Here is an 18,464-nt window from a genome sequence, read left to right on the forward strand (position 1 = left end):
CTTCGCGTAAGCTCGCCCCCGCGTGAAGACACGGAGCGTGGGGTGGCTCGCAGCACTGGCCGTCGTCGGCGCGGTGGCAATCTGGCGGCTTTCGTCCTCCGAGACGGAGCCGAGCGCGCCGGAAGCGCCACCGCCCATCACGGTCGATACCGCGCCGCCGGCGCCGCTGCCCACGGAGCGCGAGACGGCGAGCTCGGCGGAGATCGCAAAGCTCTCGCCCTTGCCCCCCATCGATCGCATCCCCAAGCAAGTTCCGAAGGTGGGCTCGCGACTTCGCCCTGCGCTCTTCCTCGGCTTCCGAGAGAAGCCGCTGGTGGTCGTCACCCAAGCGTACTCCGCCACCTGGCGGACCTACTCCGGCGCTTGGGCGGTACTGATCGACGGCAAGTCGGGCTTTCAACCGGTGCTCGAGAGCCCGACGGAAAAGGTCACCCGCGTCGCCTGCACCATGGACCTGGTGCGTGCCGCCCAGCTCGAGGACGATCCGACGATCGCTCTGGAGAAGCTCATCGCCGGCTGCAAGAACCTCGGCTTTCGTCTGGGGGCGAAACCCGCGGGAGCGCTCAACGAGAACGTGGTGAAAGGCCGGGTGGAGAAGCTCTCTTCCCTACGCAAGGAAGCCGGCGCCGTGGTGGACGTCCAGCTGGTGTCGGAAGCCAAGGCGTTTCGCGCTCAAGACGTGTATCGCATCGCCGAGGCGCTCGGCTTTTTGCGGAGCGACTTCGGCAGCTTTGCGTGGAGCAACACGACGGGCGTCGGCAGCGACCGACTCATCACCTTGAGGCCGGCGTCGGCGCCGTTCCAGTTCGACTTCGAGCGTTCCAGCGGAAGCTACGCCGCCCTGTCCTTCGGCTTCGACATCGACGAAGTGCCGCTGCCGGACCTGGTCGCCGAACGCATGCTCACGGCAATCGCCACTTTCCGAAAGCACGTGGGGGGCCACCTGGAGAACGCTCAGGGCAAGCCCATCGAGGACGCGGAGATCCGGCGGGGCGTGAAGAGCTCCATCGACAAGCTCGAAGGCAGCGGACTCCTGGTCCCGGTCAAGATGGCGGGGCTGTAGTCAGGGAGTGCACTGGCCCGCGTGGGCCACGTTCGTGCCGTCCACTGCGGCGCAGGCCGCGTTGGTGTAGGACTTGCCGTTGCAGCCGCACACGGGCGTGAGCTCTCCCGTGCAGCTCCCCGTGCCCGGCGCGGCGACGCAGCCCCCCGGGCCGTCGCAGCCGTCCTTCTTGCAGTACTCGAAGCCGTCGAAACACTGCGTGTCATCCAGGCATGGAAGGTTCGTGCCGGGCGGAGGGAAGTCGCACAGCGCGGGCTGGGTGCTGTCGTAGCACTGCCCGGTGATGTTGCAGCACTCCTGCCCCGCGGGGCACGTGGCGTTCGACGCGCAGTAGATGACGGACTTGCCGGCGCTGCCACCCCCGGCGCCGACGGTCTGCGGCTCGCCGCACTTGCCCATTCCGATGACGGTTGCACCCGCATGGCAGGCGGTCTGCGCATCCGGATAGGTCACGCCATCGCAACCACAGAAGCTCGCGCCGGACGACGTCGGGCAGTTGCTCTTGGACGCGCAGTGGCCCGGACCCAGGCACAGCTTGTCGGGGAGGCAGTACTCGTCCGGCCCGCACTGAGAGCTGGCCGTGCACGGCGCTTGGCCCTGTGGGTTGGGGCCACCGCTGGGCGGCGCGCAGGCACCGGGGGCGGCCACGGGATCGAAGCAGGTGCCGTCCGCAACGCAGCAGTCTTCCCCGACGGCGCAGGTTACTCCGCCACAGAACACGGGAGCACTTCCCCCGCCGCCAGTGGCGCCCACTCCGCCGGAGCTGGTGCCGCCGGAGCTGGCGCCGCCGGAGCTGGTGCCACCGGAGCTGGCGCCGCCGGAGCTGGCGCCGCCGGAGCTGGCGCCGCCGGAGCTGGCGCCGCCGGAGTTGGCGCCGCCGGAGCTCCCACCATTGTCGGTGGAGCCGCCGCAGGAAACTACGATGGAGCCCGCCGCGAGCAGCGGAAGCAGATGCAGCCAATGACGAAACATGTCGCCCTCCCAGGAACGCCAGTATGCCACGGATCCGCGCGTACGCTAGGGGGGCGCGGGCGCCAGGCCACAAATGGGGAACACGGTCGCCATGCGACCCTCATCGAGCATGCGAAGGCAGTAGCCGACCCACGCGGCGCGATGCCGTGCTCACCGCGCGTCGTTCACCATCTCTTTGAGCTCGCCCAGAGCGCGCTCGATGGACGGCAGTGAAGGTCCGAAGGAGAAACGCACGTGGTGCCGGAAGCGCGATGGGCGGCCGTGGCGGCGCTGTCCGGGGTCCACGTCGAAGAACTTACCGGGCACCACGATCACCTTTCGCTCCAGGGCGGCGCGGAAGAAGTCGTCGCACAGACGGAGAGAATGCGGCAGCTCGGAGAGGTCGCCCCACACGTAGAACGTCCCTTCGGGCTCGATGTCGAGCTTGACGCCCATCTCGCGCAGGCCCGAGAGCAGCCGCTGGCGCTTCTCTCCGAACACGCGATGAATCGCGGCGTTCTCCGCGCGCGCATGCTCGGCGCGTACCACCTGCACCGCTGCGCGTTGCAGCGGCCGCGTGCCGCCCCCATCCAGGAACGAGCCGGCGCTGGCCGCCGCGTCGATCACCTTCTTGGGGCCGACGATCCAGGTGGTCCGCCAGCCCGGGTAACGCCAGTTCTTGGTGAGGCCGTCGAACAGCACGACGGGATCCTTGTCCACGTCTTCCACGTACTCCGCCGCGCTCACGATCGCGGGCTGCTCGTCCCAGATGTAGTGCGAGTAGAACTCGTCCACCAGCAGGGTGCAGTCGAGCTCCCGCGCAGCGCCGACCCAACCCGCGAGCCGCTCTCCGCGCACCAGCTTGCCGGTGGGGTTGCATGGATTCGAGAGCAACACGGCGCCCAGGCCGCGACCCAAGATCTCGCGCCGCAGCTCCTGCTCCGTGAACTCGTAGCCACGCTCCGGATCCAGCGAGATGGGGATGGGGGTGAAGCGACGGAACACGTCCAAGAGCTCTTCGTACGCCGTGTAGTCCGGCAAGAAGTGCCCCAAGTTCACGGGACCGATGGCCGCGCAGGCGCGCATGATGGACACCCGCCCACCACCGGCGATGGCCACGTTCTCCGCGCTGTACTGCGACGGCATCCCGCGACGAAACAGGTCGTTGTAGAGGTCGGCCACGGCCTCCCGGAGCTCCCACAGGCCCGCGACCGGTGCGTACTCCTGATCCTCGACGTCGATGCTCACGCTCTCCACCCGAGGGGGCGCTCCGGGCAACGCTCCTGCCTCGGGCATGCCTTGCCCCAAGTTGCTCCAGGCCGGGTCGCTCTGCCGGTAGCCGTGCCGGCCCGCCTCGGCCATGACGTAGATGACGCCGGTGCGGGGCACGGTGCGGAAGGCGCTGGGGTGCATCGCTGGAACTTACAGCGTTTCTCCCGGATGGAACAGAGACGTCGTGCAATCGACGCGCGCCAGCGTGCAAAAGAAAACGTATGCTGCCGGGCCGCGGGGTTTCCGCGGCGCACCAACACAAAAGAAACAGGGGAGCAGGCATGCACGTTCTCGTCATCAATTCCGGATCCTCCAGCGTGAAGTACCAGGTCATCGATCCGGACCAGGCGAAGGTGCTGGTGCACGACAAGGTGGAGCGCGTGGGAGAGGCGCTCACTCACGAGCAAGCGCTGGCTCAGGTGTTCGAACGAGTGAAGCAGCATGACATCGCCGCGGTGGGGCACCGCGTGGTGCACGGCGGTGACAAGTTCTTCGACGCGGTGGTGATCGACGACGACGTGGTGGCGCAGATCGAGGCGTGCATCACGCTGGCGCCGCTGCACAACCCGCCGAACCTGGCGGGCATTCGCGCGGCACGGGCGGCGCTGCCGGGCGTGCCGCAGGTGGCGGTGTTCGATACCGCGTTTCATGCGCGCATGCCGCGGCGCGCCCGCACCTACGCCATCGATCCCGACGTGGCAGAAAGGCACGGGGTGCGGCGCTACGGGTTTCACGGCACGTCCCACGCGTACGTCGCGGAGCTCGCAGCCAAGCACCTGGCGCGCCCGCTGAACGAGCTGCGGCTGGTCACGCTGCACCTCGGCAACGGCGCCAGCGCCTGCGCGGTGGAGCTGGGGCATTCCACGGAGACGAGCATGGGCATGACGCCGCTGGAGGGGCTGGTGATGGGCACGCGCTCCGGGGACCTCGACCCGGGCGTGGTGCTGGCGCTCTTGCGCAGCGGCGAGCTTGACGTGGACGGCGTGGACCACCTGTTGAACCGCCAGAGCGGTCTCGCCGGGCTTTCGAAGGTGGGCAACGACCTGCGCGACATCGAGAAGCGTGCGGCGGAGGGCGACGATCACTGTCGCTTGGCCATCAGCGTGTTCGCGCATCGAGTGCGCAAGTACGTGGGCGCCTACGCCGCGGCGATGGGCGGGTTGGACGCCGTGGTGTTCACCGGAGGCATCGGCGAGAACAGCGTGAGCATGCGCCAGCGCATCCTGCAGCGACTGGAGTTTCTGGGCCTGCTCCTGGACGACGACGCGAATGCCGACGCCAAGGTGTCGGCGGAAGCGCCGGTGGCTCGCATCAGCAGTGACGTGAGCCGAGTGAAGACGCTGGTGGTGAAGACCAACGAGGAGCTCAGCATTGCGCAGCAGACGGCGAACATCGTGCGCAACAAGACCAAGGTCGAAAACCCCGGTCCCATTCCCATTGCCATCAGCGCGCGGCACATTCACCTGGACGCGGACACCTTCGGCAAGCTCTTCGGCGCCGACAGAGAGCCCACCAAGCTGCGGGACATCTCGCAGCCCGGGCAGTACGCCTGTGAAGAGAAGGTGAACCTCGTCGGGCCCCGCAATCGCATCGACGGCGTGCGGCTCCTCGGTCCTCTGCGCTCCAAGAATCAGGTCGAGATCTCGCGCACGGACGAGTTCTTGCTGGGCGTGGACGCGCCCATTCGCGACTCCGGCAAGGTCGCCGGCTCCGCGCCCATCATCGTGGAGGGCCCCGCGGGCACCGTGAACCTGGGCGAAGGCCTGATCTGCGCCAAGCGACACATCCACATGACGCCGGACGACGCCAATCACTTCGGCGTGCAAGACGGCGACGAGGTAGAGGTCGCCATCGATGGCGGCCCGCGGGATCTCGTCTTCGGCGACGTGCTCGTGCGGGTGAGCCCCAAGTACAAGCTCGAGATGCACATCGACACGGACGAGGCCAACGCCGCGGAGCTGAACAAAGGCGCCGAGGGCGCGCTCATCTACACCAACGTGGGCGGTGCCAGCGCGCAGCTCCGCCGCCGCCGCGCCCCCCGCGAAGAGTAATTTGCGCTACGCTGAGGCGTGGCGCTTGCGGCATACCTGGACGACGCTCCACTGGTGAACGTGGAAGCGGAGGAGTCGCTCGAGAGCGCCCGCTCCCGGTACTTTCGCGCCCTTGGTTCCTCGGGCATCGACTACGACGCGTGGTGGATCCGCATTCCCATCGGCGGCATCGAGATGGGCATCCCGAATCCGCCGGCTCACGGCCGGGCGCTGCGCGCTCACGACTTGCATCACGTGCTCACGGGCTACAGCACCAGCCTCGTCGGCGAATGCGAAATCAGCGCGTGGGAGCTGGGCGGCGGTTCGGGGGCGTACGTCGCCGCCATCGGCTTCGACGTGGCGGGTACCGGCCTCGGCCTCTTGCTCGCGCCGCGGCGCACCCTCGTCGCGTTCGCTCGGGGTCGCCGCGGGCGTAACCTGTTTCGCCGCCGCTATGGCCACGAGCTCCTCGACCGTTCCGTTTTGTCGGTCCGCCGCGAGCTCGGCATCGGTCCGGATCCGGAGCCCGGCGCGGCGGACGTCGTGCGGTTCGCCTTTTGGAGCAGCCTGGGCGTCCTTTCCCTGGCTCTGTGGCCGCTCACGTGGCTGCTCATCAGTGCCACCTGCTTGATGCCGCCGCCGCGGGAACACGCCTGAGGGCATTGCACCGATTGTCCTCGGACCCTCCACGCGGTCTGCATCGGCCGTGCGCGCCCGCGTGCTCTCTTGAGGAGCATGAAGCTCCGCATCGTCGTCAGTTACGTCCCTCGCTACCGCCGCGGGCACCTCAGACACATGGTGCCGCCGGTCACCGGCATCCACCTTGCAGCGTTGACGCCGGCGAGCTGGGAAGTGGAGGTGGTGCACGAGCAGGTGCGGCCCGTCGTGGTGGACGACGACGTCGATGTGGTCGCCATCTCGTTCTTCTCGGGCTTCGCCGATCGCGCCTACGAGCTGGCGGACGCCTACCGTGCGCGCGGCGTGCGTGTCGTGCTGGGCGGGCCCCACGCGAGCTACTGGCCCGCGGAAGCGCTGCGGCACGCCGACGCGGTCGTCACGGGGGAGGCCGAGTCCGTGTGGCTGGAGATGCTGCGCGATGCGGAGCGCGGACGGCTGCGGAAGACCTATCGCGGTGAGGCGCGCCCCCTCGCGGGGCTACCTTCACCGCGGCACGATCTGCTCGAAGATCGCTTCGCCGTGCGCCGCGTGGTGCAGGCCACCCGCGGCTGTCCCTTCAGCTGCAGCTTCTGCTCGGTGCCGGAGCTGAACCCCGGCTTTCGCGTGCGTCCCGTAGACGAGGTGCTCCGCGACGTCGAAAAGCCGGTGGGTCCGGGCGGGCGCGACGGCAACCCACTACAGGAGAAGCTCGTTTGGTTCTGGGACGACAATCTCCTGGTGCGTCGCGCCTGGGCCAAGGATCTGCTGCGCGGCCTCCGGGGCAGGGGACGCTGGTGGCTCACGCAAGCGTCCATCGACATCGTCCGGGACCGTGAGCTGATGCGCTTGATGCGGGACTCGGGATGCATCGGCATCTTCTTGGGCATCGAGACGTTCACGACCGCCGCGCTCCGCCAGGCCTCCAAACGGCAGAACAAGGTGGCGGAGTATCGCGACGCCGTGAAACGCCTGCACGACGAGGGCATCTGCGTGATGGCGGGATTCATCGCCGGCTTCGACGACCAGACGCCCGCGGACGTGGTGCACATGGCGGACGTGATCCAGGCGCTCGAGTTCGACGTGCCGTTCTTGAGCGTGCTCACGCCCTTTCGCGGCACCCCGCTGTACGAGCAAATGCGGGCAGACAACCGCCTCCTCTCCGGCGTGGGTTGGAACGGCTACAACGGCTACAACGTCGCGTACTCGCCGAAGCGCATGACGGCCGAAGCGTTGAGAGCGGCGCACCGAACGCTGTGGCGCCGCGCCTTCTCCCCGCGCTTCGTCGCAGAGCGGCTGGCTCGAGGCGCCCGCCAGCTCCGGCCGGGAGCGCTGCTCCTTGCCGCGAGCATGAACGGCTTCTACGGACTGAAGCGCTTCTGCGGAAACGTCCCCGCCGACGCCCGGCCGGCGCGGGCTGCCATCGAGCACCCAAAAAGCCCTCGCGTTGCTCGTCTGGCGATGGCTCCAACATGAGGTGTAAGCTGCCGCGCCGTGCCGGCGTTTTCTCGGGTGGAATCGGTGTCTCTTTTGCGTTCCCAGGGCCGTGGCGTCGTGTTGCTCCTGTGCGGAGCGCTGGCGGTGGGCTGCGCGCAGCAGGGAGCCACGGCGCCCGGCAAGCTGCCCGACGACGTCGAGAGCCTGGAGCAGCTGATGGCCGCGGACGAGGCGCGCATCGATCGGCTGGTGCCGAGCCGAGCCGGCGAGGTCGAGCGAGACAAGAAGGAAAGCGTCACCCTCGCCCAGCCCGAAGCCCCCGAGGCCCCACCGCCGCCCCAACCGGCCACGGAGGAGACCTCGAACCTGGACTACTCGGGGAGCGAGCGTCAGGAGTCGCCGTGCGAGACGGCGTGCAAGGCCCTCGCGTCCATGCAGCGCTCGGCGGAGCGCATTTGCGAGATCGTGGGCGAGGCGGACTCGCGCTGCACGCGGGCGCGCGAGCGCGTCGCGGAGTCCACCGAACGCGTCAAGAACGGCGGCTGCGCATGCGCGTCCGCCGGCGAGCCGTAGCCCGCCGGCGGATGAGCTCTCAGTTCACGCCGGTCGCGTGGGCGCGGCGTGCGCGGAAGCGGATGTAGGACGAGTAGGCGTCCAGGTTTCCGTTGGTGTCCGCCAGAGGCACCTTGTGCAGTGAGCCTTGCACGCTCAGGGACTTCACGGCGCTGCCCGAGGGCACGTCCGGCTGGGTCGCGTTGATGGCGGTGATGCACAGGAACGCTCGGCAGCCGCCGACCAGGGCATCCAACAGCGAGTTGCAGTTCGGGCCTACGGGGTTGCCCTGCCCACAGTACGTGTAGCTGTGGGAGCCGCTGCAGTTGTTGGAGCAGGCGCCGACGCCCGTGGTCAGTGCTTCGGGGATCGGGATCTTGGACAGGGAGTCGACGGTGATGTCGCCACACAGCCCCTGGTTCGAGCCATCGGCCCAGACCTCGGGGAACACCACCAAACCGCTGGTCAGATTCGTGGGCGGCGGCGCGGGCTTGTTCGGCGTGCCGGTGATGTTGCCGCGCACCTTCGCGTTGCGCATCTGGAGCACCGCCGGGCTACCGCCCAGGAGCAGCGTCAAGAACACGTCGCTGGGCCCGGCGGTCAAGAGCTTCGCCGCGATGCTGCCGTTGGTCATGATGCCGGTGGGGAGCAGGTTCGCGTCCACGGTGGACTGATCCACCTTGAACCACCAGTCGATGGGATTGCCCGTCGCCGGCCAGGTGCCCTTCGCGGGATCCAAGATGCCCGTCATGATACCGAGCTGCATGGACGAGTCCGAGGTGCCGGTGAGGTCGTCCAGGTTCAGCGACTGAATCAGCACGTTGGTGCTGCCGTCGTCGATGCCGCTCTGAAGTTGTGGGTTGAGCTGGCCCAGGGCGGTGTTGGTGAGCGCCACGTTGCCCAGCTGGTTCTTGGTGTGAGAGCAGAAGCTCGGGCCGGTGCCACCCATGATGGAGGCTTGGTGCAAGCGGTGAACGACCTCGTACTTGCACTTGGAGTCGCAGCCATCGAGGTTCTTGGTGTTGCCGTCGTCGCACTGCTCGCCGGTCTCCAGCGTGCCGTTGCCACACACGGCCGCGGCGATGGTCTTGCAGTTGGCGTCGCAGGTGGCGGTGTTGGGCGGCTCACATTGCTCCCCGCCGCCGGTGTCCACGATGGTGTCACCACAGATGCTGAGCTTGCACTGGCCGCCGTTGGCGTCGCAGATGCTCCGCGGGTTGGCCTGGCACACGGCGCCCTTGGCCAGCGGCGTGCCGGCCTTGCAGGTCTTGCCGCCGGTGACGGTGGCGCAGGTCTCGGTGCCGGTGCAGGGGTTGTTGTCGGTGCAATCCGTGTTGCCATTGCACTCGTAGGTGCAGCCGGAAGTGCAGCCGCTGCCGGGTACGCCGTTTTGGTTGCCCTTGTCGCACTGCTCACTGCCGGTCACGTTGCCGTCGCCGCAGCTGGCCGGGACGCAGCTTCCGTTCTGGCACGTGCCCGCGCCGCTTCCGCCCGTGCAGGCCTGGCCGTTCTTCGAGGTGTCCGCCGGGTTCGAGCACACGTGAGCGTTCGAGCACACGTCTTGAGTGCAGGTGTTGCCATCGGAGCACTGGGTGCCCGCGGTGCAGGTGAACTTGCACTGCTGGGTGCAGCCGTCGGTGTCGTCGGTGTTGCCGTCGTCGCAGTCCTCACCCGGTTCGGTCTTGCTGTTGCCGCACTGGGCGGTGGTGCACACGCCGGAGGCGCAGTAGCCCGCGCCGCCGTTGCAGGGGTCGTTGTCCGCCTTCGGTGTGCCGCCGGTGCAGGTGTGCGCCGTGTCGTCGCACTTGTTGCTGCCCGCGCATTCGTCGCCGGTTGCCGTGCAATCCCGGGTCGGATCCGTCGAGAGACAGCTGAACTTGCAGGCGGTGGTACAGCCGTTGGTGTCGTCGGTGTCGCCGTCGTCGCATTCCTCGCCGCTCTGGGTCTGCCCGTCGCCGCAGGTCGCCGGCACGCAGTTGCCGTTCACACAGAAGCTGTCGGTGCCGCAGCTGGTGCCATCCGAGAGGGGAGTCCCCGCCACGCACTTGTGATCCCCACCGCAGCTCTCGTCACCGTTGCAGGGATTGCCGTCGTCGCACTTGGTGTCCCCCGCACTACAGGTGAAATCGCAGGTGTTCTCGCAACCGTCTCCGCTGTCGAGGTTGCCGTCGTCGCACTTCTCGGTGCCTTCCACCTTGCCGTTGCCGCAGGTCTGATCGGCTCCGCCTTGGCCACCCATGCCGGCTTGGCCGGCCGCCCCACCGGTCCCGCCCGTGGCGCCTCCGCCGTCAGTGTTCCCCGAGCCGCCGCTGCCGCCGAGCCCCGCATCCGAAGAGTCGCTGCCGCATGCGCTCAGCATGGAGCCGATCAAGAACGTAGAGCTCGCGATAGCGAGCCATGCACCAAGACGTTTGCTGGTCATCGCTTCCCACCTTCCGATTGAGGGCGTCCCATGGAAGAGAGTAGCAGCATCTTTCGGCACACTTGCGCGTCATCCCGCGACGGCGGCGGATCCAAGTACGCAAAGGTGCGCGGCGCATCGCGTCAGGCTGCGCGCGCCAAGTGGATCTTTTCAGCCTGACCAGCGCGGTAGAAGCGGCGCAGCAATCGCAGCGAGCTCGTCGGCTCCTTGCGTTGCACCAAGCGAGCGATGAATCGCGCGGCGAGATCGTTCGCCATGCGGTAGCGGTCGCCGTCTTCGGTGCCTGCGGCATGCAGGTAACGCACGTTGCCGTACAGCTGGGCGTGGAGGGTGCGCTCCATTTCGCCCCATTCCCCCGACTCCAAGGAGCCCCGGCGCAGGGCGATCACCACGTATTTGTCCACCTCCGCCTGGAGCTCGAGCTCCAGCAGGGTGGCGGGCAGGTTGGTCCGCGCCCGCTCCGCCACGTACACGAAGTGGCTCACGCCCTCCACCACTTGAAGCCAGCCGTCGCAGGGAGCGGGCGGGATGTCGTCGTGCATCAAAGAGGAGAGGGGAGGCAGCACCAGGGCGATCTCTAGCTCGTCGTCCTGCTGCCGTAGCACCAGCGTCTCGCGGGTGTCGGGGCTACCAGACCGCACGAAGTCGAGAACGTCGGGAGTTTGCTCGAGCTCGTAGAAGCGCTCGAGCAGACGCTGAAGCTTTCGGAGGTTTCGCTCGCGCGGCGCACTCATGCTTCAGTGGACCAATCCGCGCCCGCGCATCGGCGTGAGACCGCGTGCGGAGAGCGCTTCCGCCAACGAGCTCGAGCCCGTGCGCAGCCAGCGTTCGTACAGTCGCACCGTGGCGCGGTCCGTGCGTGGCGCGTTGGCGTGCAACGTTTCCGCGACGTCCGCCAACAGGTCTGCGAACATCCGGAACTTCTCTGACAGCTCGGCGAATAGATCCGGAGCGCTTGCCTCGGGGTCTCCGCTGCGGAGCATGGCCGCCGCGTTCTCGTACGCGCGAGCACCCAGGGTGCTCACGTAGGTGCGCTGGATGCCACGGTTGTCGAGATGGTCGGCGAAGAAGCCGCTCACGTACAAGACGCCGTCTCCCACGCTGCGCAGGCGCTCGAAGCGCTCGTGACCTTGCGCATGAAGCGCCTCTTCCAGAAGGAGCGTCAGGGGACGAGAGAGCGTTTCGTCGGAGAGCTCATCCGGGCGGGTGTAGTCCGCCAACAGTGCAACGAGGTAGGTCTCCGCCGCTTCGGTGGTCTCGTAGCCGCGAGCCCGAATCGCGTCGGCGACGACATTCCCAAAAAAATCCGTGACGTTTCCGGTCAGATCGATGGCCGGCTCCCTAGCGCTCATGGCAACTCTCCTGTGCAGTGCCGTCGAGGGCTCGAAGCCATCCGAAGCTGCGGCTAAGTGAGCCCGAGGGGCACACGGGACGCAGGGTTCGGGGTGGGGTCTTCGATCGCGCTCTCAACTGCCTTCAATATGTAAAAGACGACACATTTCGGCAAATTGTGAGGCGCCCTGGATGGATTTTCTTAGCCACCTCGGGGTCTCGCTGCCAAAAGGGCGACGTGCGCCCTACACGGACACACAGCGCGCGCGGGGCGTGACCGCGCTGCAGCGACAAACAAAAACAAAAGGAATGTCAGCGGGTTACGAGCTGTTGCTCAGGCGGCGCAGAAGTTGTTCCGCCAGGCCTTGACTCACTCCCAACGCTGACTACATTCCGCGCCTGCAGCCGCTTAGCACTCACCCTGGTCGAGTGCTAACAACGCGGCAAACTTCAATGATTTCAGCCGGATAGTTCCGGCGCCCCGTGGCCTGAGGGGGCCGCGGTAACGACCCGTTTGGGAGGAAAAGACATGAAGATCCGACCGTTGCAGGACCGCGTGATCGTGAAGCGCGTGAAGGAAGAAGAGAAGACCAAGGGCGGGATCATCATCCCGGACTCCGCCAAGGAGAAGCCCATCGAGGGCGAGGTCATCGCCGTGGGCAACGGCAAGGTCAACGAGGACGGCAGCGTTCGCAAGCTGGACGTCAAGCAGGGCGACCGGGTGCTGTTCGGCAAGTACGCCGGCACCGAGGTGAAGATCGAGGGCGAAGAGCACCTCATTCTGCGCGAGGACGACATCCTCGGCGTCATCGAGAAGTGAGCGGAGGAAAGTAGAATGGCTGCAAAAGAGATCATGTATCAGGAGCAGGCCCGCAACCTGATCCTGGCTGGCGTCAACGCCCTCGCCGACGCGGTGAAGGTCACCCTCGGCCCCAAGGGCCGCAATGTCGTGCTCGAGAAGAGCTTCGGCTCCCCCACGGTCACCAAGGACGGCGTCACCGTCGCCAAGGAGATCGAGCTCGAGAACAAGTTCGAGAACATGGGCGCCCAGATGGTGCGCGAGGTCGCTTCCAAGACCTCCGACGTGGCCGGCGACGGCACCACCACCGCGACGGTTCTCGCTCAGGCGATCTTCCGTGAGGGCTCCAAGCTCGTCGCGGCGGGCCACAACCCGATGGAGATCAAGCGCGGCATCGACAAGGCCGTCGAGACCCTGACGGAAGAGCTCAAGAAGATGGCGAAGTCGACCAAGGACGCGAGCGAGATCGCGCAGGTCGGCACCGTCAGCGCCAACGGCGACACCACCATCGGCAAGCTGCTCAGCGAGGCCATGGAAAAGGTGGGCAAGGAAGGCGTGATCACGGTGGAAGAGGCCAAGAGCGCCGAGACCACCCTCGAGGTCGTGGAAGGCATGCAGTTCGACCGCGGCTACCTGTCTCCCTACTTCGTGACCGATCCGGAGCGCATGGAGGCCACTCTCGAGGATTGCTACATCCTCCTGAGCGAGAAGAAGATCAGCAACATGAAGGACCTGCTGCCGGTCCTCGAGGCGATTGCTCGTCAGCAGAAGCCGTTGCTCATCATCGCCGAGGACGTGGAGGGCGAGGCCCTGGCCACCCTGGTGGTCAACAAGCTGCGTGGCACCCTGAGCGCCTGCGCCGTCAAGGCCCCGGGCTTTGGTGACCGCCGCAAGGAGATGCTGAAGGACATCGCGACCCTGACCGGCGGTCAGGTCATCGCGGAGGAGCTCGGCCTCAAGCTCGAGAACGTCACGATCACCGATCTGGGCCAGGCCAAGACCGTGAAGATCGACAAGGACAACACCACGATCGTCGACGGCGCCGGCAAGAAGGACAAGATCAAGGCCCGCCAGCAGGAGATCCGTCAGCAGATCGAGAACACCACCAGCGACTACGACCGCGAGAAGCTCCAGGAGCGCCTGGCCAAGCTCGTGGGCGGCGTTGCCGTCATCAAGGTCGGTGCTGCCACCGAGACCGAGATGAAGGAGAAGAAGGCGCGCGTGGAAGACGCCCTGCATGCCACCCGTGCTGCGGTGGAAGAGGGCATCGTCCCCGGCGGCGGCGTGGCTCTGCTCCGCGCCCAGAAGTCCCTCGACAAGCTCGAGGTGGGTGACGAGCAGCGCTTCGGCGTGCAGATCATCCGTCGCTCCATCGAGGAGCCCCTGCGTCAGATCGTTGCCAACGCCGGTGAGGAAGGCTCGATCGTGGTGCAGAAGGTCCGCGATGGTAAGGGCAACTACGGCTTCAACGCCGCGACCGGTGAGTACACCGACCTCGTCTCCGAGGGCGTGATCGATCCGGTCAAGGTGGTGCGCTCGGCGCTGCAGAACGCTTCCAGCGTTGCGGGCCTCATGCTCACCACCGAGGCGCTCGTTGCCGAGAAGCCCAAGGAAGAGAAGCCCGCTGCTGGTGGCCACGGCCACTCGCACGACTTCTGATCCGAACGGCTCTCACGAGCACGCGAAGAGGCGGATCCCCATGCGGGGTCCGCCTTTTCGTATTTGGGAGCAGAGGGTGGGGCAGAGGAGCTCGATCTGGAGTGAGCAGGGGGCAGAGGGTGAGTGCCGGGGGTCGAGTGTTGGGGGTCGAGGGGGGTGCTGGTGTCCGAAAAGCGGACATCGGACGGGGGGATCGCGAGTGAGCAGCGTGAAATGTCCGGAATTCGGACGTGGCGCGTCGCGGAGTGTGTTGCGCGTCGCGGCAGCTCGCGGCGCGATCTGATGTTGAAGATCGAACGCAACGATCGCGACCTGGGGCGCCAGATCCGCTCGGCCGCGCGGAGTCGGGAGCAGGGAGCGGGGAGCCGGGAGCGGGAGCAGGGAGCGGGAGCAGGGAGTCGGGAGCAGGGAGCAGGAGCAGAGGAGAGAGGGAGAGCGAGAGAGCGAGCTTCTGCTGAGCCTTTTGATCGTAGCTGCGTGCTCGCCCGCCTCAAGGCCAAGCCGGGCTTCGCCCGGTGCGCGGTCGCTGCGCTCCCGCGCAGCCTTGACCCGGGCTGCGCGCGCAACGGGGTGAGGGGTGGCTTTCAGATCAGAAAGGAAGAGCCACCATGTTGAAGATCTACTCGTTCGTTCTGGAGCTCACGGCACGGCTGCGCACCGTCATCGGCGTGATCGAGCGCAAGGATCGCGATCTGGGGCGCCAGCTCCGGCGCTGTACCGTCAGCGTCGGTCTCAACCTCTGCGAGGGCCAGTACAGTCGGGGCAAGAATCGGTCGGCGCGGTATCACACCGCGCTCGGGTCGGCGCGCGAGATGATGGCCTGCTTCGAAATGGCCGCCGCGCTCGGGTACATCGCGCCGCTCAGCCCGGAACTGCGCGCGGACTTCAATCGCGTCATTGGTACGCTCGTGCGCTTGGTGGAGCGCAGCGCGTAGCGGCGGGGCGCAGCGCGCAGCGCCGCGGCGGGGCGCAGCGCGTAGCGCCGCGGCAAGGCGCTTCGGCGCAGCGAGTGGCGCGCGCGCTCGCCCGGGTGACGTCGCCTCGACGACTGTCGCGGGCGGCGTCGCGGCGAGTGGCGTGCGTCGCGGCGAGTGGCGTGCGTCGCGGCGAGTGGCGCGGCGTCGCGGCGAGTGGCGTGCGTCGCGGCGAGTGGCGTCGTCGATCGGTGCGCCGCGGGAGAGCCTCGGATATTTGCTCAGAATCGTGATCAGTCGAGGGGGCATGGTCGACCATCCCCGTCGAATGATCACTCTGGTGAGCATTTTCTCGACCCCCCTTGCCGAACGCGCGGGGGGCGTCGCGAGCTTCCGCGCCGCACCAATGGAATTCCCTCGATTCCGTTGACACCAGCTAGGCGGCACTCGCCGCATTGAGTTCGAATTGGACTTGGGCTGGTGTTCTGTAGCCCAGAGTCGAGTGTAGTCGCTGCCGATTGTAAAATACTTCGATGTACTCGAATAGCGCGTGCCGGAGCTGTGAGGCGTCGGCCCAGCTCTGGCGATGGATGAGTTCCGTCTTGAGCGTGGCGAAGAACGACTCGGCAACGGCGTTGTCCCAGCAGTTTCCCCGGCGGCTCATACTGGCTTCGATTCCGGCTTGGGATAGCGCTACGCGATACGCGCCACTGGTGTACTGGCAACCCTGGTCGGTGTGATGCAACAACCAACGTTTTGGTCGTCGATGCGTTATCGCCATTTCGAGGGCTCGTAGCGACAGCTCTGTCGACGCCTCGGTGCCCAGGGCCCACCCAACGACCGCTCTGCTGCACAGGTCGAGCAGTACCGCGAGATAGCACCAGCCGGCGCGCGTCCGAATATACGTGATATCTCCGACCCAAACCTGGTCCGGGTGCTCCGCTTCGAAGTTGCGGTTGACGATGTTGGGCGCTTTCGGATGCTCTGCGTCGACGCGTGTCGTCACGCGAAAACCACGACGGGGGCGGGCTGAAATGCCGAGATTCCGCATGGCGCGTTCGATGCGACGTTTGCTCACGCGCAGTCCTCGGTTGCGCAGGTCGTGGAGCACACGAGGACTGCCGTACCGTCGGGAGCTGCGTTCGAAGCTTGCCTGCACCTCGCGTTCGAGACGTTGGTCCTCGCGAGCGCGACGGCTCTGACTACGCTTGGCGAAGGCGTAGTAGCCCTGCCGGCTTACGCCGAGCACACGACACAATCTTGCAATCGGGAAGTTTGCCTTCTCCGCGCCGATGAAAGCGAATCTCAGTCGCTTTCCTTCGCGAAGAAGGCTGCTGCTTTTTTTAGAATGGCCCGATCCGTTTCGAGGTCTTCGACTCTCTTGCGGAGCTTCCGATTCTCTTCTTCGAGCCGGTTGGCGCGTTGCTCAACCGTCTCGTCCGTGGGCGCCTGGGCCCGCACTGGCGACTTCTTGACCCTCTTTCGAGCCATCGCTTCACGGTACCACCCACGGAGCGTCCAGACATTCACTCCAAGACTTGCTGCGATCTCCGCCATCGTCCTGTCGCTGCTTTCGACCAGGCGGACGGCGTTCTCCCGAAATTCGGCCGTGTACGTTCGATGCTGTCGTCTCATGACTCCTCCGATGAGGTGTCAACAAGAACGAGGGATCCTCACCAACACACCCTCTCCCCCCAATGCTCAACACCCATCAGCCGTCACCCATCAGCCGTCACCCATCAGCCGTCACCCATCAGCCGTCAGCCGTCAGCCATCAGCCATCACCCATCAGCCGTCACCCATCACCCGTCACCCGTCACCCATCACCCGTAACCCGTAACCCACCCCCTGCCCTCTGCTCACTCCTGCCAACCGCGTGGGGGGCGTCGTTGGTGGCTTGCGCCGGGGTCGGTGGAGGGCAACGATGCGCAGCGATGATGCGCGGTATGCGCTGGGTGGAGATGGGTGGTCGCGTGCGTTGGGTAGATGATGCGCGGTATGCACTGGGTGGAGATGATGCGCGGTATGCACTGGGTGGAGATGATGCGCGGTATGCGCTGGGTGGAGATGGGTGGTCGCGTGCGTTGGGTAGATGATGCGCAGCATGCACTGGGTGGAGATGATGCGCGGTAGCTTTCGTTGGGCGGCGGCGGCGGCGGTGGCCGTGGCGTGCGGTGCGGCGGCGGTGGTCGTGGGCTGCGGCGGGGCGCGGAGCTCAGGGGCGGGCAGCGCGGCGCCGACGGACATGGCGTCGACGAGCGCGACGGCGCCGGCGGAGGTGAACGTCGCGCCGGCCGTCCCGGAAGAGGACCGGCCCAATGCGGATGCCGGGCCCGTCGTCGAGGAACCGGTCGTGCAGGAGGTGGCGAGCATCGAGCCGCTGGGGACGGTGGCGTGTCGCGTGGGCTTGAACGGCAAGGGGCTCGGTGAGCGTGTTCGCGTGCGGGTGACGAGCGGCGGCAAACGCTGGGGATACTTCCAAGGGCTGGACGACGTGTTCGTCGAGCTGCCGCCGAGCGGCGCCAAGGATGGGCGCGCGGTGGGGAAGCTCGGCGGCGTCGAGCTGTATGGCGTGGTGGACGCCGACGATTTCATCTTGTTTCGCGGAGCGCCGCGCAAGGACGGCGTGATCGTTCCCAATGCGGACGTCGCCCTCACGTGGGTGGGCATGGACGGGAGCCGGCCGCGGGTTGGAACGCCAGCGTCTGGCGCGGTGCAGCCTGCAGCCGGCGGGCGCTTCGAGTGGGCAGACGACTGCGGGGCGCTATCTCTCGTCGCGGAGAAGTACGATCCCGTGAAGGCCCTCCGGCTCCACAGGAGTGTGCGCAAGTTCATCACCACCACCGATCCGTTCACCATGAGCCAGGACGCCGCGGGCGCGGGCGCCGTGGAGCTCCGGACGGGGTCTGACGTCGAGGTGTACGTACTGGGCAAGAAAGGCAAGCGCACGCGTATCTGGATCCCGGAGCTCACCCTCGTGCTCGTCGGTTGGGTGGACAGTGCGCTGTTGTCCGCGAAGGGGAACAACGGGCTCGGCCTGGCCGGAGCGGGGCGGGGCTACGGAACGGGCTACGGCATCATCTCCTCGAAGCGACTCACGTGCCCGGACGAACGCTCCATCACGCTGCGTATGGACGGTCGCGAGTGGAGGGTGGGTCGCATGGCGCCGGGAACGCAGTTCCAACTGGACGCACGCGATGGCGTCCAAGGGCACTTGCGACTGCTCTCGATGGGCCTCCGCTTGGAGAAGGGCGCCGAGCTGTGGATGAACGTCGAAGGTTGCCGCTGACGTAGATTGTCGCGTCGAGTCGATGCTTGTCGAGTCGAGTCGACGCGTGTCGAGTCGACTCGACGGCAGAAAGTGCGCGTGCGCAATGCA

16 protein-coding genes are annotated in these 18,464 nt (G+C 66.9%); 9 read left to right on the forward strand and 7 right to left on the reverse strand.

Annotation, left to right across the window (positions count from 1 at the left end; genetic code table 11):
• The first annotated feature begins 22 nt into the window (after nucleotides 1–22).
• Complete coding sequence (locus tag H6717_37390) at nucleotides 23–1,063, forward strand: hypothetical protein (GenBank protein MCB9582774.1); 1,041 nt, start codon at nucleotides 23–25, stop codon at nucleotides 1,061–1,063.
• Here the strand turns inward: H6717_37390 and H6717_37395 are convergent, their stop codons facing one another.
• A complete protein-coding gene (locus H6717_37395; GenBank protein ID MCB9582775.1) occupies nucleotides 1,064–2,065 on the reverse strand; it encodes a hypothetical protein in 1,002 nt (333 codons plus the stop codon).
• Between the two features lie 120 nt (nucleotides 2,066–2,185).
• On the reverse strand, nucleotides 2,186–3,427 hold the full coding sequence (locus H6717_37400; GenBank protein ID MCB9582776.1) for a pyridoxal phosphate-dependent aminotransferase: 1,242 nt from the start codon (nucleotides 3,425–3,427) through the stop codon (nucleotides 2,186–2,188).
• Between the two features lie 140 nt (nucleotides 3,428–3,567).
• Here H6717_37400 and H6717_37405 point away from each other — a divergent pair, with 140 nt between their 5' ends.
• The 4 genes from H6717_37405 to H6717_37420 all read left to right on the forward strand — a co-directional run bounded on the left by H6717_37405 (nucleotide 3,568) and on the right by H6717_37420 (nucleotide 7,980).
• The gene (locus tag H6717_37405; protein MCB9582777.1) at nucleotides 3,568–5,337 is read left to right on the forward strand and encodes an acetate/propionate family kinase; all 1,770 of its coding nucleotides are present in this window, start codon (nucleotides 3,568–3,570) and stop codon (nucleotides 5,335–5,337) included.
• An 18-nt stretch (nucleotides 5,338–5,355) separates the two neighbouring features.
• Nucleotides 5,356–5,973 carry a hypothetical protein gene (locus H6717_37410; GenBank protein MCB9582778.1) on the forward strand — a complete coding sequence of 206 codons (618 nt, stop codon included), beginning with the start codon at nucleotides 5,356–5,358 and terminating at the stop codon, nucleotides 5,971–5,973.
• Between the two features lie 78 nt (nucleotides 5,974–6,051).
• Nucleotides 6,052–7,446: a B12-binding domain-containing radical SAM protein gene (locus H6717_37415; protein MCB9582779.1), complete on the forward strand. Its 1,395-nt coding sequence runs from the start codon at nucleotides 6,052–6,054 to the stop codon at nucleotides 7,444–7,446.
• 18 nt (nucleotides 7,447–7,464) lie between these two features.
• Nucleotides 7,465–7,980 (forward strand): hypothetical protein, encoded by a 516-nt coding sequence (locus H6717_37420; GenBank protein ID MCB9582780.1) that lies wholly within the window; start codon nucleotides 7,465–7,467, stop codon nucleotides 7,978–7,980.
• A gap of 19 nt (nucleotides 7,981–7,999) precedes the next feature.
• On the opposite strand, the gene H6717_37425 is transcribed toward H6717_37420, so the two are convergent.
• From H6717_37425 to H6717_37435, 3 genes are all read right to left on the reverse strand, one after another.
• On the reverse strand, nucleotides 8,000–10,381 hold the full coding sequence (locus tag H6717_37425; GenBank protein MCB9582781.1) for a hypothetical protein: 2,382 nt from the start codon (nucleotides 10,379–10,381) through the stop codon (nucleotides 8,000–8,002).
• Between the two features lie 122 nt (nucleotides 10,382–10,503).
• Nucleotides 10,504–11,115: a hypothetical protein gene (locus tag H6717_37430; protein MCB9582782.1), complete on the reverse strand. Its 612-nt coding sequence runs from the start codon at nucleotides 11,113–11,115 to the stop codon at nucleotides 10,504–10,506.
• A gap of 3 nt (nucleotides 11,116–11,118) precedes the next feature.
• Nucleotides 11,119–11,733, reverse strand: coding sequence for a hypothetical protein (locus tag H6717_37435; GenBank protein ID MCB9582783.1), 615 nt, complete (start codon nucleotides 11,731–11,733; stop codon nucleotides 11,119–11,121).
• A 509-nt stretch (nucleotides 11,734–12,242) separates the two neighbouring features.
• Between H6717_37435 and groES the strand changes: the two genes are divergently transcribed.
• From groES to H6717_37450, 3 genes are all read left to right on the forward strand, one after another.
• The gene (gene groES / locus H6717_37440) at nucleotides 12,243–12,533 is read left to right on the forward strand and encodes a co-chaperone GroES (GenBank protein ID MCB9582784.1); all 291 of its coding nucleotides are present in this window, start codon (nucleotides 12,243–12,245) and stop codon (nucleotides 12,531–12,533) included.
• A 15-nt stretch (nucleotides 12,534–12,548) separates the two neighbouring features.
• Nucleotides 12,549–14,171: a chaperonin GroEL gene (gene groL / locus H6717_37445; GenBank protein ID MCB9582785.1), complete on the forward strand. Its 1,623-nt coding sequence runs from the start codon at nucleotides 12,549–12,551 to the stop codon at nucleotides 14,169–14,171.
• Nucleotides 14,172–14,779: 608 nt separating this feature from the next.
• Nucleotides 14,780–15,106, forward strand: coding sequence for a four helix bundle protein (locus H6717_37450; protein MCB9582786.1), 327 nt, complete (start codon nucleotides 14,780–14,782; stop codon nucleotides 15,104–15,106).
• Nucleotides 15,107–15,521: 415 nt separating this feature from the next.
• Here the strand turns inward: H6717_37450 and H6717_37455 are convergent, their stop codons facing one another.
• Both H6717_37455 and H6717_37460 read right to left on the reverse strand, forming a co-directional pair.
• Nucleotides 15,522–16,394 (reverse strand): IS3 family transposase, encoded by an 873-nt coding sequence (locus H6717_37455; GenBank protein ID MCB9582787.1) that lies wholly within the window; start codon nucleotides 16,392–16,394, stop codon nucleotides 15,522–15,524.
• Nucleotides 16,391–16,720, reverse strand: coding sequence for a transposase (locus H6717_37460; protein ID MCB9582788.1), 330 nt, complete (start codon nucleotides 16,718–16,720; stop codon nucleotides 16,391–16,393). The genes H6717_37455 and H6717_37460 overlap by 4 nt, the downstream gene beginning before the upstream one ends.
• Before the next feature lie 469 nt (nucleotides 16,721–17,189).
• Here H6717_37460 and H6717_37465 point away from each other — a divergent pair, with 469 nt between their 5' ends.
• A complete protein-coding gene (locus H6717_37465; GenBank protein MCB9582789.1) occupies nucleotides 17,190–18,374 on the forward strand; it encodes a hypothetical protein in 1,185 nt (394 codons plus the stop codon).
• Nucleotides 18,375–18,464: the final 90 nt, after the last annotated feature.

The sequence above is a fragment of the Polyangiaceae bacterium genome, from assembly GCA_020633235.1.
GTDB lineage: Bacteria > Myxococcota_A > Polyangia > Polyangiales > Polyangiaceae > JACKEA01.

Bases quoted from the DNA above. Each gene is read 5' to 3' on its own strand.
- groL (MCB9582785.1), top strand. From the start codon at position 12,549: ATGGCTGCAAAAGAGATCATGTATCAGGAGCAGGCCCGCAACCTGATC.
- H6717_37425 (MCB9582781.1), bottom strand. From the start codon at position 10,381: ATGACCAGCAAACGTCTTGGTGCATGGCTCGCTATCGCGAGCTCTACG.
- H6717_37450 (MCB9582786.1), top strand. From the start codon at position 14,780: ATGTTGAAGATCTACTCGTTCGTTCTGGAGCTCACGGCACGGCTGCGC.
- H6717_37415 (MCB9582779.1), top strand. From the start codon at position 6,052: ATGAAGCTCCGCATCGTCGTCAGTTACGTCCCTCGCTACCGCCGCGGG.
- H6717_37460 (MCB9582788.1), bottom strand. From the start codon at position 16,720: ATGAGACGACAGCATCGAACGTACACGGCCGAATTTCGGGAGAACGCC.
- H6717_37400 (MCB9582776.1), bottom strand. From the start codon at position 3,427: ATGCACCCCAGCGCCTTCCGCACCGTGCCCCGCACCGGCGTCATCTAC.
- H6717_37465 (MCB9582789.1), top strand. From the start codon at position 17,190: ATGCACTGGGTGGAGATGATGCGCGGTAGCTTTCGTTGGGCGGCGGCG.
- H6717_37435 (MCB9582783.1), bottom strand. From the start codon at position 11,733: ATGAGCGCTAGGGAGCCGGCCATCGATCTGACCGGAAACGTCACGGAT.
- H6717_37430 (MCB9582782.1), bottom strand. From the start codon at position 11,115: ATGAGTGCGCCGCGCGAGCGAAACCTCCGAAAGCTTCAGCGTCTGCTC.
- H6717_37405 (MCB9582777.1), top strand. From the start codon at position 3,568: ATGCACGTTCTCGTCATCAATTCCGGATCCTCCAGCGTGAAGTACCAG.
- groES (MCB9582784.1), top strand. From the start codon at position 12,243: ATGAAGATCCGACCGTTGCAGGACCGCGTGATCGTGAAGCGCGTGAAG.